The sequence below is a fragment of the Nocardia mangyaensis genome (genome assembly GCF_001886715.1).
GTDB classification, from domain to species: domain Bacteria; phylum Actinomycetota; class Actinomycetes; order Mycobacteriales; family Mycobacteriaceae; genus Nocardia; species Nocardia mangyaensis.
The window spans coordinates 1,872,028-1,888,956 of sequence record NZ_CP018082.1 but is presented as its reverse complement, the minus strand read 5'-3'; the positions used below and the strand labels follow the sequence as shown (position 1 = coordinate 1,888,956).

5 protein-coding genes are annotated in these 16,929 nt (G+C 66.2%); 1 reads left to right on the top strand and 4 read right to left on the bottom strand.

What is annotated here, in order from left to right:
- Nucleotides 1-96: 96 nt before the first annotated feature.
- The 3 genes from gntA to BOX37_RS08495 all read right to left on the bottom strand — a co-directional run bounded on the left by gntA (nt 97) and on the right by BOX37_RS08495 (nt 9,491).
- Nucleotides 97-789 carry a guanitoxin biosynthesis heme-dependent pre-guanitoxin N-hydroxylase GntA gene (gene gntA, locus BOX37_RS08505; protein WP_071927170.1) on the bottom strand — a complete coding sequence of 231 codons (693 nt, stop codon included), beginning with the start codon at nt 787-789 and terminating at the stop codon, nt 97-99.
- Between the two features lie 381 nt (nt 790-1,170).
- Nucleotides 1,171-6,111: a DEAD/DEAH box helicase gene (locus BOX37_RS08500; RefSeq protein WP_071927169.1), complete on the bottom strand. Its 4,941-nt coding sequence runs from the start codon at nt 6,109-6,111 to the stop codon at nt 1,171-1,173.
- Nucleotides 6,108-9,491, bottom strand: a complete 3,384-nt coding sequence (locus BOX37_RS08495; RefSeq protein ID WP_084759496.1) for a hypothetical protein — start codon at nt 9,489-9,491, stop codon at nt 6,108-6,110. The genes BOX37_RS08500 and BOX37_RS08495 overlap by 4 nt, the downstream gene beginning before the upstream one ends.
- Between BOX37_RS08495 and BOX37_RS08490 the strand changes: the two genes are divergently transcribed.
- On the top strand, nt 9,437-11,608 hold the full coding sequence (locus BOX37_RS08490) for a DEAD/DEAH box helicase (protein ID WP_338039847.1): 2,172 nt from the start codon (nt 9,437-9,439) through the stop codon (nt 11,606-11,608). The two genes, BOX37_RS08495 and BOX37_RS08490, sit on opposite strands and share 55 nt — an antisense overlap.
- Here BOX37_RS08490 and BOX37_RS08485 read toward each other — a convergent pair.
- Nucleotides 11,605-16,860 carry an AAA domain-containing protein gene (locus BOX37_RS08485; protein WP_071927167.1) on the bottom strand — a complete coding sequence of 1,752 codons (5,256 nt, stop codon included), beginning with the start codon at nt 16,858-16,860 and terminating at the stop codon, nt 11,605-11,607. The two genes, BOX37_RS08490 and BOX37_RS08485, sit on opposite strands and share 4 nt — an antisense overlap.
- Nucleotides 16,861-16,929: the final 69 nt, after the last annotated feature.

Below are 16,929 nucleotides of genomic sequence, written 5' to 3'. Positions count from 1 at the left end.
AACGCACCCCATCGCACCACTGGACTATCGCCGTTCGTGACAACGGCGTCCAGCCCCGAGAATCCGGGGCGTGTCACCGCCACGGCGACCGGGCGGTCAGACGTGCCGAGCACCTGACAGCGCACCCTCGGCCGCCGCGGCACGGGCGCTGAACGGGCATTGCCAATCCGCGGGCTTGGGGCGACCGGAGTAGCGGCGCGCTTCGGACAGCGTCTCGTACTCCATCAGATTCGGGTTGATGTCACCCTGCAGCATGATGTCCTGCTTACGGATCTTGTCTGCCAGCCGATCCCACATCCCGTCGGCCTTGATCCGCGCGAACTGCTCGTGGGAATTGAACGCCAGCATCGGAAACGGCGGACGGCGGCCGACCCGCCGATGTGTCTCGTGCAAGCCGATCACGAAGAACGGATGCCCCGCCACGCTGTACTTGAACTCACCGGACCGCGGATCCGACGAACATCCGGCCGCCCAGGCGAACCGGTCCGCGTCCGCCTCGTGCAACAGCTGCAGGTGCTGCCACAACAGCTCTTCGAAGCGCAGCTCGTCCACACCGCGAGGCTGCTCGAAGGTCGCGATGAAGCTGGTGAACTTGCGAGAGCCCCAGTCGGCGCCGTCAACGAACTCCGCGAGATCCGCGGCCAGCAGCCGCGCCGACTCCTCGCCGCCCATGACGTCGTAATGGCCATGAGTGATACCGCCCTGACGCCAGGCGGAGCGACCCGCCAGACAGGCGAACCGGTCTCCGAGAAGGAAGGACTCCACCTCGGCTCGCACATCCGTCGCCAACCCCGACGTTCCTTTCCCACGATCTCTACCCGAGCGGGTGCGCTGCGATCCGCAGCCACCTCGCCCACACTGCGGCGCTGATCCTGTCAGCCGACCAGCCCGGGACGCGAATCGATGGGATCGACACCGCCAGCTGTTCGCGCCGCTCGAGAGCCGAAACGGCCGCGCGAACGTGTTGCGGATCACGTCGCTGTCCAGACTGTGAACCGGCAGCACGGATCGCGGCCCGGGTACGACGCACCTCGTCCTCGGACAACTCCGCCGGTCGAGACCTCGACCCGTGACTGGCCCGACAGCTCGACGCTGGTGGTACCTGGGGTTGGAAAACCGGTCCCGACCACCTGGCCTTTCGCGGTGGGCGCAGTCAGCAGAAAGGGCCCTTCACCGCGCCGTGAACAGCGCGCCGACCCGCCGTGCGACATCGGACGCCTCGACCGGAATCACCTGGTAGCCGTCTTCGTTCAGGCCTGAATCGCGGTCATCGTCCAGGCCTTCGACAACGACGACCTTCTCCGTGGGCCATGCGAGTTCGACCGGCCAATAATGACGACCTTCCTCGATCCCGATCTGAGGTTGCGGCACCCCTGCCTTGTCGAGCTCATCGAGCAGTATCCGGACAGCGTCGGATACCCCCACCGACTCCGAGTCCCAGCGCGCGACAGCCGCACGAGGGTCGGCGTCGGGGAGACCGAGACCGTCGAATATCGCCAGCGCACCGGCCCGGGACAAACTGTCGTGGTGGCGCTCATTGCGAAACGAGCGTAGGCATCCATAGCACGAGGTCTCTGGACCACAATCGCAATCGGCCACCCGCCCCGCGGCGACACGCAGGACCCGATCGAGTTCAGCTGCGATCTGCTTCGACGCGCCCGCCCCTGCCGGAACGGTATCGAACAGTACGATGCTGCGTCGCCCGTCGACACTCCACGACAGCGTGCCGTCGATGTCATCGCGGCTGATCTCGAGCGCTTCGGAAGCCCCCTCGAGCAACGCATACAGCACCGACAACCACCGCGCTTCGGCTTCGGGCGTGTAGGTGAATTCGGAGGAGAAGGTGATCTCGGCGACGTCGGTCTCGTAGCGATGCGCCAGCGAAACCACCTCCAGCGGTCCGGAACACTCGCTTCCCGTCGCGGGACGATGATGGGATTTGGCCTTGCTGCGGTTCGGGCCGATCGGGTCCGCCCAGCCACACCACGTGCAGAGCACAAAGCCTGCGCCCGATCCTTCGCCGATCACCGCGAGCCTGGCCCGGGTGCCGGAGCGCGCGCGTACCTCGACCCCGGTGTCCGATCGCCACGGCGGCAGTTCGACCGCTTCGCCGATGGTCTCCACATAGCTGGCGCCGAACCACGCCCGCCGAGGCGGCTCGGACTTCACGTCCTCGGGCTTGCGGTCCGCCACGAATCCGAATTCGGGTAGCACGCATCGCTTGGCAGGTCCGAACTCGGTGCCGCAGTTCCGGCAGACCGACTCGTCGAGCACATGTCCGGACTCGAAGTGGTTGCACTCCTTGCACACTCGGTACTGAAGCGACTCGAGCTCTCGCTTCGGCAACTTGTGCAGGCCGCGTGAAGTCCACAGCTTCCCGCCTGCCACCACCTGATTGCCGGGCGCGTAATCGTAGATTGCCTGCCCGAGATCTCGGGACAGCTCCAGCCTGGCACCGATACTGCCCTCGCAGTGCGAGGTCCGCAGTTCCACGGTATCCACCGGGAACCCATATTTCGGCAGCACGTTCTTGTTGGCCAAGTAGCCGAGCAGCTGGCGGTCACTGATCGTGCGCAGTGTCTTCTGCAGTCGCGCCCCCAGGTCGAGCCGGCCTTCCCGTACGGCTTGGTCGATCAGCTCCTGAAACGTCGCGATATCGGAGCGGATATCGTTCTCGGCATCAGCCAGCTGGTCACACAGGTGCGCGACCCACGCACTGTCCTCGACGCCGATCTCGCGCTGGATCCTCGCCGGGAGCGCAGCATGCAATGAGGCCCGCACAGCATCCGGAACCGGAGTGAGGAATTCCCGGACACGCGAGGCCGCGGAGTGCTGTGTGTTCTCAACGGGTGTGAAGAATTGTCCAGCAGTACGCCATTCTTCGCCGCCCCGGTCATAGCAGTGGCGGAAATAGGCCGCCAAGGCGATCGAATGCGCGTGCCTGCGCCCGATCCTGTCGTTCTCGATGGGAATCCACGGAATCCGCATCCGCCCCGCGATCATGGATTCCGGGTTCTGGAACTTCGACAGGTCGTGTGAGCTGCGCTTGGCATAGGTCACCACCAGCGCGGCCGAGGCGGCGCGACGACCCGCGCGGCCCGCTCGCTGCACATAGTTCGCGGTTTTGGGCGGCATGTTGCGCAGCATCACCGACTGGAGATCACCCACGTCCACACCGAGCTCGAAGGTCGTCGAGCACGACAGGACATTGACCTCGCCGGAAACGAACTCGCGCTGTACTTCCGCTGCCGCGGTCGCTTCCCATTGCGCGGTGTGCTCGCGCGCCGACAGCGGCAACATGGCCAGCGTGCGGTAGGCCGTGCGGTAATGGTTGGTGTCGGCACCCAGCGGTGGCAAGGTGAACGTCGTCAGCCTGCCGTCGCAGTTGCCCTGCGGACACAGTTCGCGAATATTGTGCGTGGTCAAACGACGGCACGCGCTGCACTGGAACCACTCGCAGTCGGCACCGGGACGAATTCGCAGCTGTTCCTGGTCGAGCTGGTAGAGCACACCGGCGATCCGGTCGTTCTCTTCGGCGAGCAAGCGGTGCTCCAGCAGGAACTTCCAGCAGCCGTCGAGAACCAGCTCGGCATCGGCCGACGCACCAACTGCGGCCAGCACCTTGCGCAGGAACAGAATCCGGTTGTTCGTTGTGCCAGGCTTGCCGCCCGGCAGCCAGCTGATGATGCGGCGGTCCCGGTCGGAACTCCGGGAACGAACCCTGATCTGACTCGCTCGCGGCTCGAAAATCGGTTCTTTGATGTCGACTTCGGGCAGCAGATTCATCGCGCCCTGGAGCCGGATGGTCTTCACGAGCTCGTCGAGCAGACCCCAGAATTCCTCTTCGGTCAGCCCGATCTTGGCGAATCCGGCCGGTATCTTCGCCTTCCGTGGCCGGAACAACCCGACCGACATCAGCCCGAGGCCTTCGAGGGACAACCGCTGGTCCATGGCCATGAGCTCGGCCATCACCCACGGGTTGACGGCCCGTTTGAGCGTGGTACTCGTGGCCCGCTCGTCGAAGTGCTCGGCGCGGACCGCTACTCCTCGCGCACCGGCGGCGAGATCTTCCGGACAGAGCAATTCACCGGAGTTCTTCGACAGCGCCAGTACCTCCGCGAGGTACCGGCGCTCGAGCATCCGACCATAGGTCTGTTCGAGATAGGGCGCGGCGAACGCGGCCTGTTGCCGCGAGTCGGAGAACATCAGGAGCTTGCGTCCCCCACCGACGTTCCCCGCTGTCTCGTCCTCGGCCGGTGGCAAGTTCTGATACAGCGCGGTGGTGATCACCGCCGGTGCGGCATTCGTGTCGGTACGCAACCGTCGGATCACCTGCCGGGACAGCGCTCCGCACTCGGTGCACTTGCTCATGATGCGTTGCGCCAGCCGATGTTCACGCACACGCAGCACCGGCCCGCCCGGGCAGTCGGCCCCGCAGGATCCCAAGCCCCCGTCGAGCTTCCCACAGCCCGCACACAGTGCCCGGGTACCTGTTCCCCGACCCGGACCACTGTCTTCGTCGAGCGTGGCGTCATCTTCGTCGACAAGATCGGCCGTCTCGTTGTCGGTGAGCACCAGCCACTTCACCTTGGAATCCCGTTTGGCGGGACGGAAGTACTCACGGACACCGTCGAACTCGGGTTGTCCGGCAAGATGAACGGCGCCGCATCGCTGACAGGTGCCGAACTCGAATACTGCCCGTCCGGTCGCCGGATCGATCTCGTGCCGTCCGAGCAACACCGAAGGTCCGGTGTCGGTGAAGCTCACATAGGCGCCCTCGGTGGCGCGGACAAACAGGTGGTAGCGCGCGGAGAGCACCGGATTGCCGTCTCGGCCGGTTACTTTCGAGCCCAGCGCGACCAGCGCTTCCAGTTTGGTCACGGCCAGAGCGTCGTCGGGCCACATCTTCGCCGCCAGATGGGCCACGCTCTTGGGGCCCGGTCCCGCGTGCTTCTTGAGCTCGGCAGTACGACGCTCGGCATGGAGAGCATCGGCGACGTCGCCGGACGGTGTGTTCGAACCGACCCAGTTCAGGTCCGCGTCGGGCTCGGCCAGCAGCATCAATTTGTCGTCGTCGAGTTGCCAGGTGGGTTCGGGCCTGCGCGGCATCCGCGTCGCGGTCACCAGGTCCTGGCGCGCGGGGTCACCATCGACGAACTCGAACGGCGCGTCGAACAGTTTCTGTGCGAAGGCAGTGGCTTCGGCCCCCTGTTTGTCGTCGGTGCTGCCCGACAACGATGCCGAGGTCGCGATGCACTGCAGCGGGAGGTCACCGGCGACGCGGTCACGCAACCGGCGCAACAGCAGCCCTACCTCGCTGCCCTGCGCACCGTCATAGACATGTGCTTCATCGAGGGCGATGAAGCGCCAAGTTCCCGAGTGTCTTCCGTCGAACAGCTCGATGTCACGCGGACGCAGCAGCAGATATTCGAGCATCGCATAGTTGGTGAGCAAGATGTTCGGCGGGGACTCCCACATTTCCTCGCGGCTGAGCTGCTCATTCGGCAGTCGTTCGGTGCCGGGGAACATCGACCGATATGCCGCTTCGGCGTCGGCACGGCGCTGCTTGGTCTCACCGGTGTATCGACCGAAGGTGATGTCCGGTGTGGCAGAAAGGATCTGGCGCAATCGCTTCAGCTGGTCGTTGGCCAGCGCATTCATCGGATACAGCAGCAGTGCCCGCACACCAGGGCCTAGCGTGCCAGCAGCCTTCTGGGCGACCAGCTCGTTGAGAATCGGCAGCAGGAAGCTCTCGGTCTTACCGGAACCGGTTCCCGTGCTCACCACCAGATTCCGACCAGCGACGGCCTTGCGCACCGCGGTCTCCTGGTGCCGATACAACGGCCGGTCCAGCCCGATGGTCGCGGCGAACTCGGAGAATCCCGGGTGCAGGACACCCTCGGTGATCAGCGACCGCAGTGTGGCACCGGCCGCATAGGGCGGGGTGAGCTCGAGCAACGGCCCTTTGACGAGCAAGGAAGTTTTGTCCACGGCTCGGTCGAACGCTGTCGCCAGGGCGGGATCACGCGGCGCCAGTAGTGTTTTCAGGTACCTCTTGTAACCGGCCTCGATGTCTGCGCCGGCCGCGAGGGGATCGAGCCGCTCGGTCACCGTGGTTCTCCGATCTTGTTGACGAGGTCTTGGTGCACCGCGTAGGACGCGAGGGCGTCGGCGATGAGCACGTCGGTGCACACCAGCGCGGGACAGAGCTGAGCCAACTGCGCCCAGGATTCGCGCATCGGCGCAGGCATCGACCAGCCATGGAGCATCGATCGCGCGCTCAGCCGGGCAACCGCGGCGAACAGCAGCGATTGCATCGATACCAGCAACCATGGGAACTGGGTCGTGTCAGCACCTGTCAGGACTTCATTCCGGGCCTTGACCACGTCGTACAGCGCCGGCGACGCCCTGCGCAGCAGTGGCATCAGCTCCGCCGACTGCATGGTCATCGTCGCCCGAGCCGGGTCGTCCTGCCAGCAACGCCGTTGGGCGAAGGCTTCGAACACCGCGCTGCGGCGAGTATCGGCGTCGAGCAGCGCGGCGGGCACGATTTCGCAAGCTTGCTTCAGCGCCGCGAACTGTTCCTCTGGCATGAAGTGCAGCGGCACCGTATCCGCGTCGAAGATGTCGGAGTACGCGCAACGGGCATCACCGGTCAGCAGGTCCCGAAGCTGCGCACCACCGTAATTGACCAGTTCGGCCCGCAATTCCGCGCCCGGCACCGGATCACGCAGGTGGAGTGCGGCATACGGCAAGTCGGCGATGCCGACCAGGCAGCCGAGCCAGGGATCAGTGAGGGTATCGGAACGGATCGGCGACGACAGATCCCGTTCGATCAATCCGCTGCTGATCAGCAGCGCGGGAACCTCGGTCCGCGGAATGATGCTGCGGTCCAGTGCTTCTACTGAGGAGCGTGGGTCGGCGCGCAGCACCTCGAGCAAGGCCGAACGCACCGTCGACCGGTATCCCTGTCCGCTGCGCGCGTCGGCGAAGACCGTCCACGCCTCTGGCACGGCCGAGCTCGTGCCGGGAAGGTCACCGGCCCCGGCCAGGAACCGAGCCAGTTCGGCACGGCCGAGGTCGTCGTCGGGCATCCAGCCGGGTTGTTCCACGATGTCGGCGGTATCGTCCGGATGCTCCGGCGCCGAAATCACCGACCACGGGTCATCGACGAACACCTGTACGGTCAGCGGACCCGCGCCGACGAATTCCCGAGGCAAAGCGGCTTTTCCGTCGACCAACTCGACTTGGATCGGCGCCTGCCACGGAGCAGTGCACGGCCAGACGAAGGCCGCCAGATCCGAGTCGGTCGCCCCGGCGAAGACGAGGTCGGCACCTTCGAGGCGCACAGCCGTGCACAATCTGCGCGGCTGAATCCGGGCGAGGGTCACCTCCGTGGTCGATCCGTCGTCGGTGTCGATGCGCAGCACGATCCGAGATCTGCGCATCAACCGTGCCGTGTCGGCGAACTCGCGAGTCGATATCTGGAAGACATTGTCGCGCGCTGTCTTCGGGCATGCTGCCTGCCGGACCGCGCCGCGTTCGTCGGTCAACACCATGTCGACTTCGACGGACCCGGGCACCTTCGCCGCCACGATCATGTACTCGGCCAGGTCGTCCACGGTGAGCACCGGTGCCACGGTTCGCCAGCCGGCAATCGATCCGATCGGATCCACCCGTAGCTCGACTGCGGGTGGGCGCACCACCAACCGTTCGGTGTCAGCGCCCGACGTCACGACGACGTTCGCTTCGCGGTCCAACGCACCGAACTCGATCTCGATGTGATCGGTGCGCAACGGCGCCTCCGCGAGCACGATCGCGCTGGTCGGCGCCAGTCCGTCCGGGACCGGAATTCGGAACTCGGCGGCATGCTCGACGGTGAGCCCTTCGGCGAGGAACACGCTGTGCCGGATGTCCTGTCCGAGCGGTCCGCTGATGACGACATCGAACAAACCGAGCAGGCCCGGGTCGATCCCTTCGAACGGATCGAGGGAGACTGCTTCGGTGTCGGATTCCCAGATGTCGTCGGCCAGCCAGTCGACGGTGCCCGAATGCCGGACCCGTACTCGCCACTCCACCGGCTCCACCGCGTGCGGCGGCAGGTCCACGGTCGGCCGGTCGGCATAGACGACCAGCCCCGACCTGGTGTAGGCACCTTCGACCGGTTCCGGCAGGACCAGGCGCGCCGAGCCGGTCCGCCGAACCTGCCGCGGTACACCGCATCGAGCGCCGTCGCGGAGCACCACGGCGTCGGTGTCGGTCAGGTCGTACACCCGGGCGACCCAATCCCGCCAGCCCACCGGTGTCGCCTCGCCCGAGTGTTCGATCTCGCTGCCCGAGTGGGCATCACGCAAGATCGCCCGGGCGGGGTGTACAGCTATCACCTCACCGCGAGGCAGCGCCACGTGACGCGACAGGTGGCTACCCTGCTCGTCGAACAGCAGAAGCGGATCGGCCTTGTCCACCAACGAGATTCGGTAGAGCTGTCCGGATTCCTCATGGCGCAGCACCACCTCCCTGACCTGCCGCGACACCGGCACGGGCGTCGGTGGTTGCACTTCCCCCGCCGACAACCCCCAACCGCGGCGCGCCTGCACCGTAGTGGTCTCACCATCGAAGGAAACCAGCCACGGGATCTCGGCGCCCGCGGCCGGATAGGGCACTTCGACAACAATCTGATCGTCGGTGCGGACGTAGGTGAGGGCTGGGCGGCGGGCTCGCGGCACCCGGCTCGCGAGCGCCGCGTCCTCACCGAACGGCCGCTCTTCCCAACGCTCGATCAAGGCATCGAGCAGCAGACTCGGGATACCGGTGGTCGAGGTGTCCAGATTGAGGTCGTTCGCGAAGTCGGGGTGCTCACGGGTGTACCCGGCGAACTCGATGATCCGGTCCACGATGTCGACGGCGACTTCACCGCCGTACTTCAGGAAGTTTCGCACGGGAACATCCAGATCGTTCATGCGATATTCCAGGCCCGGCTGAGTCAACCACTCGAAGACCGCGGCCCCGCTGGGATCCCGCCCCTGTGCGATGTGCTGTTCGACAACATCGACCAGATCACCGAGGCAGTGCACCGGAACACCGGCGTGAACCGCCATCATCTGGACGTACTGTGTCCCGAGATCGGGGAATGTCCGCATTCTGAATTTGCGCAGGTACACCGGAAGCCGCGCCCGCAGCAGATTCTCGAATTCCTGCTCACGTGCCAGGTCGAGTTCGGACCAGAAACTCTCCCAGTACTTGCCCTGCTCGTAGTCGAGACCGGCATGACCGATCAACGTGGTGACCGTCAGCGCCGGAAATCTGTCGAGCAACCGAGGCAAACCGAGGCGGTGCCGGTGTTCGCGGATCAGCTGGCCGAGCAGGTCGCGGGTGCGCACGATTTCGTCGTAGTCGAGGTTGAGTTCGGCGAACAGCGATACCTGCTCCAGTCGCCGTGCTTGGCGCAACTCCTCTTTTCCGGCCTCGTCCCAGACGAACGTGTCCGGCATCGCCCCTCCGCATCACCCACCCGCTGCCCGGTTCGGACCGCGGCAAACCCACCATTTTCGCCTGCCCATCATTGCACCATCGAGCCCTTCAGGGAGCTGACTCGACAACCGGGATCACCTGTGCACACTCCTTCACGTCGACCGCCGAGCCGCTACCCTCATTTCGTGGCCGTGCGGCCGAAGCGGGAAGGTGGTGCGGGGTGGGGGATGAGCGGACGGACCCAGGAGAAACGACACCGCACCAAGAACAGTCGCCACTTCGCGTATGGCAACAGCGCGCGCTGTCGGTGTGGACGCGCAACGGAACCAAGGGGATCGTCGAGGCGGTGGGCGGTACCGGAAAGACCGTTCTCGGAGTCCGGGTGGTCGCCGCGGCCGTCGCATCGAACACCCCGGCGGTAGTGGTCGTCGCCGACGACACCGTCCGCGCACAGTGGCTGGACGAGCTGGCGGAGGCGGCACCGGACTGCCGGGTCGCCGGGCTGGGCGCCAATCCACGCCCGAGCGCCGAACGCACCTGGCAGGTCGCGATCGTCACGGCGTCGACCATTGCTCGGCTCCGTCAGATCGCTTCCCCCGCACAGTGCTCGAACGCGATCCTCGTCGTCGACGACCTCGACCGCTACGGCGGTGGCGTACTGGCCCAGATACTCACCGACCAGTTCACCAGCCGGCTCGCGCTCACTCGTGCCCTCGATCGCGATGACCAAGCTGTTCGTTCGCGACTGCTCCCCTATTTCGGACAGGCGATCACGGGATGCGACTACCCGACCGCGCACGCCCAGGCCTTGCTCGCCCCGGTCACAGTGATCCACATCGGCGTCGAACTCGACGCCAAAGAACGCGCGCGACTGACGCACTTGGATTCGCTCGTCGACCGTGAATACGACACCCTTGTCGACAGCTACGGCGCACCGGCGAAACCGACGGAATTCCGAACATTCGTCGACGTACTCGCCACCGGACGTGGTTCGGGCGCCCAGCACGCGAACCGGTATCTGACCGCCGTCGCCGAACGCGCAACGCTGCTGGCCGAATGCCAGGCGAAGACAGATCTCGTCGGCGTGCTTCCCGCCGAGGTCATGACCGCGACCCAAACGATCGTCTTCGCCGACCGACCAGTATCGGCCGCACAGGTACACCACACCCTGACCACCCACGGAATTCCGGCAGCCACCACCGCCACACCTCCCACCGCTGCACAACGGACCGCCACAACCGACGGGCTGAACGACCACTCACTCGCAGTTCTCGTCGAACAACGTGTCCTCGATCCGACCATCCCGGTCCCCGGAGCGGAGATCGCGGTCCTGCTCGCCCGCCACCGCAACCACACGCAGTTGATCCAGCGGCTCGGGCGGGTCCTTCGCCCCGGCAGCCCGACCCGCAAGCAGCTCATCATCAACGTGTTCGTCTCGGGTTCGGTCGAAGATCCCCGCCAGGACGGCGGAAGCCTCGCGGCATCAGTCGGCCCGCTTGCCACCGAGACCATACGAACCGATGCCGCCGGCCTGACCACTTTCCTGCGCAGCTGGAAATCGGCCCATGCGTCCGATCCAACACCGGTGGCGGCTACCGCCGCACCCCAGGCGCCAGCCCCCACACCAATGCAGGCCGCGGCGCCGGTGCCGCGGTCGATCCCCCAGTCGGCGCCGGGACCGACACAGCGGCCGGTGCCGCGACCAGCACCAGGTCCGGATCCCCTCCCGCAGTCCCCCCGAAATCCGGATTCCGAGCAGATCGCCGAGTTGCTGAACGAGCTCACGAACCTCGGCCAGATCGCCACCGGCGAAGAAGTAGGCGACCTGATCGGCTTCACCGACCCCAGCGACCTGCGCATACTGACCGAGACAGCGGCCCGCGACGAACAACTGGTGTTCATCGAAGTCGGCGGCGACAGCGATGACCTGCTCCTACTCGGCACCGCGCCACACACCGATCTGCCCCGAACGCGAGCCACCGCAGCGCGAATCACACTGTGGGCCACTTCCTCCGATGACCCGATCGGTGCGCTGTACGAGTTGATGTCGGATCTGGACGGGGTGCATGTCCCGCCCCATCGGCTCGTTCAGATCGCGGCATTCCTGCGAGGAACCACCCCGAAGGCATTGCTCTAGCGCGTGGTTCGAGCCGCCGCTGCCCGCTGGGCGATCGGCAACACGATGGCCAGCATGGCGATCACGCGATCGTTCAGCTGACCATGCCCCAGCGCCGAAGCAGCACGCTGCATCAGGGCGGCGCGATTGCCCCACCCGGTGGATTCGGCGCTGCGGCTCAGGATTTCGGCCAGCTCTCGCCCTGGCACCTGCTCGATCGTCCGGGTGCCGAGCAACCGCGGCCGCGTCACCGGCTGGGTCGGCGTCCGATAGCTGACCCATTCCGGCCGCCCGAGTTCGAGGATATCGTCGGTGACGAGCAACCCCTGTGTGACAGCCGCCTCGAGTGCCCGATCGATGAGCACCGGGAATCGGTCCCGGTCCTCGTCCTCCACTCGAGCCCGCTCGAGCACTGCAGCGAGACGACCTGCGGTCACCGGGCCTTCCACTTCGATCACACGCAGCAGATCCGCCTTGACCGAGGCCACATTGTGGCCTGCGCGCGACACCGCCAAAGGCTCGGTGAATGCACGATATTCAGCAACGCCGTTCACCGCGGCTGACGCGGTCTTCGCCGGAATGCCTGGAGCCAAACGAACCCCGGTCGTCGATGCCGATGGTGTCGGCGGGACAGCCTCCGGGGTGATGGGTGCGGCTATCTCCTGGTCGGATTCATCAACATCCGGCTTGACCCAGTCATAGCTGCCGAGCAGTTCCGTCAGCGGTTTCGGCTCGAAACCAGGCGGTTGCGTCGTCACCGGCCCCGCAGGCACCACCTGCTCCCGCACGGGAACCGCCATCTGCTCCCGGACGGACTCCGCTACGGGCGTCGGCGGCGAGACCGGCGCAGCGAGGACCACCGGTTCGTCGGTAACCGGCGCCAGTCCGATCGAATCCAGCACCTCCCACAGCGGCGCGAGCGCCTGCTCCGGGTCCGCGACGAATGCCGACCGCCGAACCCGGAAGAACGGCCACCCGCACCGCTGCAGATCCCGCTGCCAGGTCAACGCTTGCCGATAGGACTGCGGCCCGCCCCACACATCGCCTTCGCACAGCACCGCGACGCGCCCGTGCCCACCGACCACCACCATGTCGAGCGTATGAACTCCGACGTCATAGCGAGCGATCACCCGGTAGCGCCGCGCCACGATCCGGTTGAACACCTGTTGCTCGAACACGGATTCGAACGGCGGCACCAGCCGGTCCTCTCGCACCGGTGCCGACAGTTCGAATTCCTCCGGCGCTGCGGACTCCTCGGCCGACAGACAGTAGTCCAGCAACTGGTAGCGCAGGTCGTTGGGATTGCCGAGTTGGTCGAGGGATACCGAATGAAACAGCCACAGCTGATCGGCCGCTCGCGACACCGCCACGTTGTACCGCTGAATCGCCGATTCGGCCGATTGCGCCACCAGCCGCGAGTCCGGGCCGGGAGCTTTCACCATCGACAGGAAGATGACATCGCGCTCAGCACCCTGGAAGTCGGCGGCGTCACCGCATCGCAGCTGCCGCCGGTCGATTTCCTCGGGCGCGACGACGAGCAGCAGCTTGTTCCAGATCAGTTCTGCCTGGGGAGCTCCCAGTAGTGAGACGACGCCGAAGGTCTTCGCCGCGTAGCGCGGGTCGGCCAGGCACTCCACCACCCGTGCGACGATCCGGTCGGCTTCCACCTCGTTCACATTGCTCTTGGTACTGACACCATCGGCCACATATTCGGTCCGGATCGGCGGGAGGCGGTCGCTGCCGTAGACACGCACCGGGATGAGCGGCTTGGCGTCCTTCGCGTAGGCGATCTTGTTCGAGAACCCGATGATCTCCGGCACACAGCGGCGGTGTTCGACGAGGGTGAGCCGCGAGGAGAACCGCATGCCGGCGTCGTCGAACAGGCTCCGCTTGGTGTCGATCCAGCTCGCGATATGGGGGTTGTCGGCGAGGTACTGCTCGGCCAAGCCCCGCACGGTCTCGATCTTCACGCCGACGCCGGACGGCGAAACCTGCCGGTCGTCACCGATGACGACGATGCGCTTGGCGAGGTACTGCAGAAAGACCGCCTCGGCGCCCGCCTGGGATGCCTCGTCGATCACGACCACATCGAACATGTCCGGTTCGATGTCGAGCTGTTCCACCACCCGGTAGATCGGCATGATCCAGACCGGCACCGCCGACCGGCAGCGCCCCATCGTGTCCCGGATCTCGCGGCGCCTGCGGTCGGCGTGCACGCCCGTACCCTTGCCATAGCGTCGGACCAGCTGGGCATACTGCCGCAGGTCCGTCTGCATTCCCCGCCCGAGGCGCTCGGGCGCGACGGCCTTGTCCCAGGCCTTGGTCACCGCGAGTTGGGTGGCTTCCTCGCGTAACCCGGCCTCGATGTCGTCGAGCTGATCGAACAGTTCGTTGGCCGGCTCGGTATCGACAGCTTTCAGCGACGCACCGAGTACTGCCCAATCCCAGGCCTTTTCGAGCTCGCCGAGGCGAGAGTCCCACACTCGCGACACCGCGGTGGAGGTGACGGCTTCGCGTAACTGAGGCAGCGCCGTCATCCGGGCGTCCAGCTCGCCGCGCCGGGCAGACCGCGCACGCAGCGTGTTCAGCTCGGCCAACCGTGTATGCGCACGCTGGTAGGCCTCGATATCGCGACGCTGCAGCGCCTCGTGCAGCGCGTGCAGGTTTGCGGTGGCACCTGGCTGATAGCGCAGCCCGGCCACTCGCGCGGCGACGTTGTCGAACAGTTCGGCCACTGCGGTCTGCTCGTCGATGGCCGCGGCCGCGTCGAACGAGGCGAGGAGGGCTTGGCGGGCAACACGATCCGACCAGTCCGGCTCGGCCATCCCGTACCCACGCAATTGCTGTCCCGCACCGACCAGTTCGGCGCCGACAGTGAGCAGCGTGCGCAGTTGATCGGCATGTTCGCGATGGTGAGCCAATCGCACCGACACGGTGCCGGGCGCCGCGGCAGCCACTCCGGATCCCGCCCACACTTCGTCGAGTTGCTCGACCAGCCGCTCGACCTTCTCGTAATTGACGAAGATCCGCAGTTGGTCAGCGGTGACCGGGATCCGGCCGTCCACCCGAACCTGTTCGAACAGTGGCGCAGCATCTTTCACGACGCGGCTCGTCGTGAGACCGACTTTCGGCGCACCATCCGGGCGCAGTTTCAGCGCTCCGTTCTTCTCGAGATGGCCGAGCACCGATTCGGCCAGGGCAACGAGCGTGGCGCGATCGCCCTCGGACACTCGTACCTGAGCGATGCCGAGTTCACCGATCAGCGTTGCTGCCGGATCGAGCAATTCGACCAACCGCATGCGCCGTCCGTGCCAAACACCGCCTCGCCCTCTGGCCACGTCGGCCACGGCCTCGCGAACCCATCCGTCACGGCTGCCTGCCAGTTCGTTGAGCTCGCGGTCCACCTTTCGCACGGTGGCCAGCAGCTCACCCCGACTCGCAGGCGTGATGCCACGGATCTGTTCGATCCAGGACCGCATCGCGGTCGGGACAACGGCATCGACCCGCTGTGTCGCGTCGGCCAGCCGAGCGCACCACTGCGCCACCTGAGCGACCGGCGGTAGGTCGTGCACGGTGAGCAGTTGCGGCGCCGCGACCTCGGGGTCCGCCAGTGCGCCGTCGAGCAGGAGCGCGCGCCATTCGAGCGCCTCGACGGAAGAAACCGGAAGCACCGCATCGACATCGACATCGGCGAGCCCCCGCATCCAGCCGAATCGCGTCGCTTCCGACCGATGCCGCTGGATCAGTTCGGTCAGCGTGCCCTGGTAGGGACCAACGAGGTGACGGGTCACCTCCTGCTCACGACGGCGGACCAGCTCTTCGCCGACACGCGCGCGATCCGCTCGCAACTCCGCGACGCGCGCGTTGCTCGCCTCGACTCGGCGACGGGCGCCCGGGGCATCGTGATCGTCGGCCGCCGCGGCGATCCGCTCCATCGACAGTTTCAAATCGTCGAAGTTGTCCCGGCTTGCCCCGGCGACCGAAACACACAGGTCGCGCATCCGGACAGGGAGTTTTCCCCGCACTTCGGCCAGCGCCCGGTCAGTGTGCGCGGTGACGAGTACTCGCTTGCCCTGGGCGAGCAGATGCGTGATCAAGGCGGCAGCCGTGTGCGTTTTGCCGGTACCCGGCGGTCCCTGCACGATCGTGTGCGGGTGGCAGTCCACGTGCTGCAGGATCGCCAGCTGAACCGCGTTGAGCGGCAGCGGAAGGAAGCTGTCGGGCCCGTCGTGCACCATCGCGCCGTTGTCCGACGGCAATTCCGCGGTCGCGGCGTAGGCCGGGTCGACCAGATTGCGCAATCCGGCAGGCACCCGGCGTTGGTCATGAATCCGGTCGGCGATCGTGTCGAGTACCCGGGTCAGCCCTCGCTTACCGCGGGACCGGACGATCAGCGCGGGAGCGTAGTAACCAATGGGGTCCGTCGTCGCTGCGGCCGGCATCATCTCGTCACGGAAATCCGTGGCGGGGCCGAGGCTGTGCAGCAGCTTCCGCATGAGTCCCGCGATCACGTCACGATCGAAGGGGTCTGCCCCGCTGAGGAATTCGCGCTCGACCGAGCGCAGCAATGTCGGATCGATGATCTCGCCAGGGTCGAGAAAGTCCGACAGCTCCATTGTCGATCGCCCTGCGTCGAGGTCGAGCCGTACGGTCAAAGTGCCCGAGTCGGTGTCGAATTCGAATTTCACCGGCATGGTGAGCGCATGTCGGCGAATCGTCCCCGTCCCGGGCCGACGCCACACGACGCAGCCCAGCGCCAGCACCGCTTCCTTGGCTTCCGCCGAGGCGTTGACATCGGAGTACATCCGGTAGATCGCCTGATACCAGCGATGCGCCGGCTCCTCGATGCGAGCCCGCTCCGCCCAGGCCCGCCATCGCCGCAGCCAACCGTCGAACTGCTCCGAGATCTCGGGGTGCTCGGCGAGTCGTTCCGTCAAAGCGTTGCTGTTGACCCGTTCGGAGCGCACAGCAGGCTCGGCGGTGTGGTCGTCGAGCCGTCCGGGGAGCAGCCACGCTCTGACCTCGGGTCCGGGCGGGCCGATCGGCGGGGAGAACGGCACCTTGTCCAGCCGCAGGAACGGCTTGTCCTCCGACCCTGGCGTGAACCGGACAGCCTCACTCGGCGGCAGCGCGCCGAGCCATTCCACCGCGCCCAGATCGTCGGCATCGAGGATCGCGTGACCGCCGACCCCCTGCACCCGGGCCAGGAACCGGAACAGCCGGGACGCCCGATCCGCCAGATCGGCTTCCAGCACGGACCCCGGTTCCGCCATCCCGACTTCTCCTCACCCAGGCAAACCAACCTGTCAACGGTATCGCCAGCTCACGGGCCCGCGCTACAG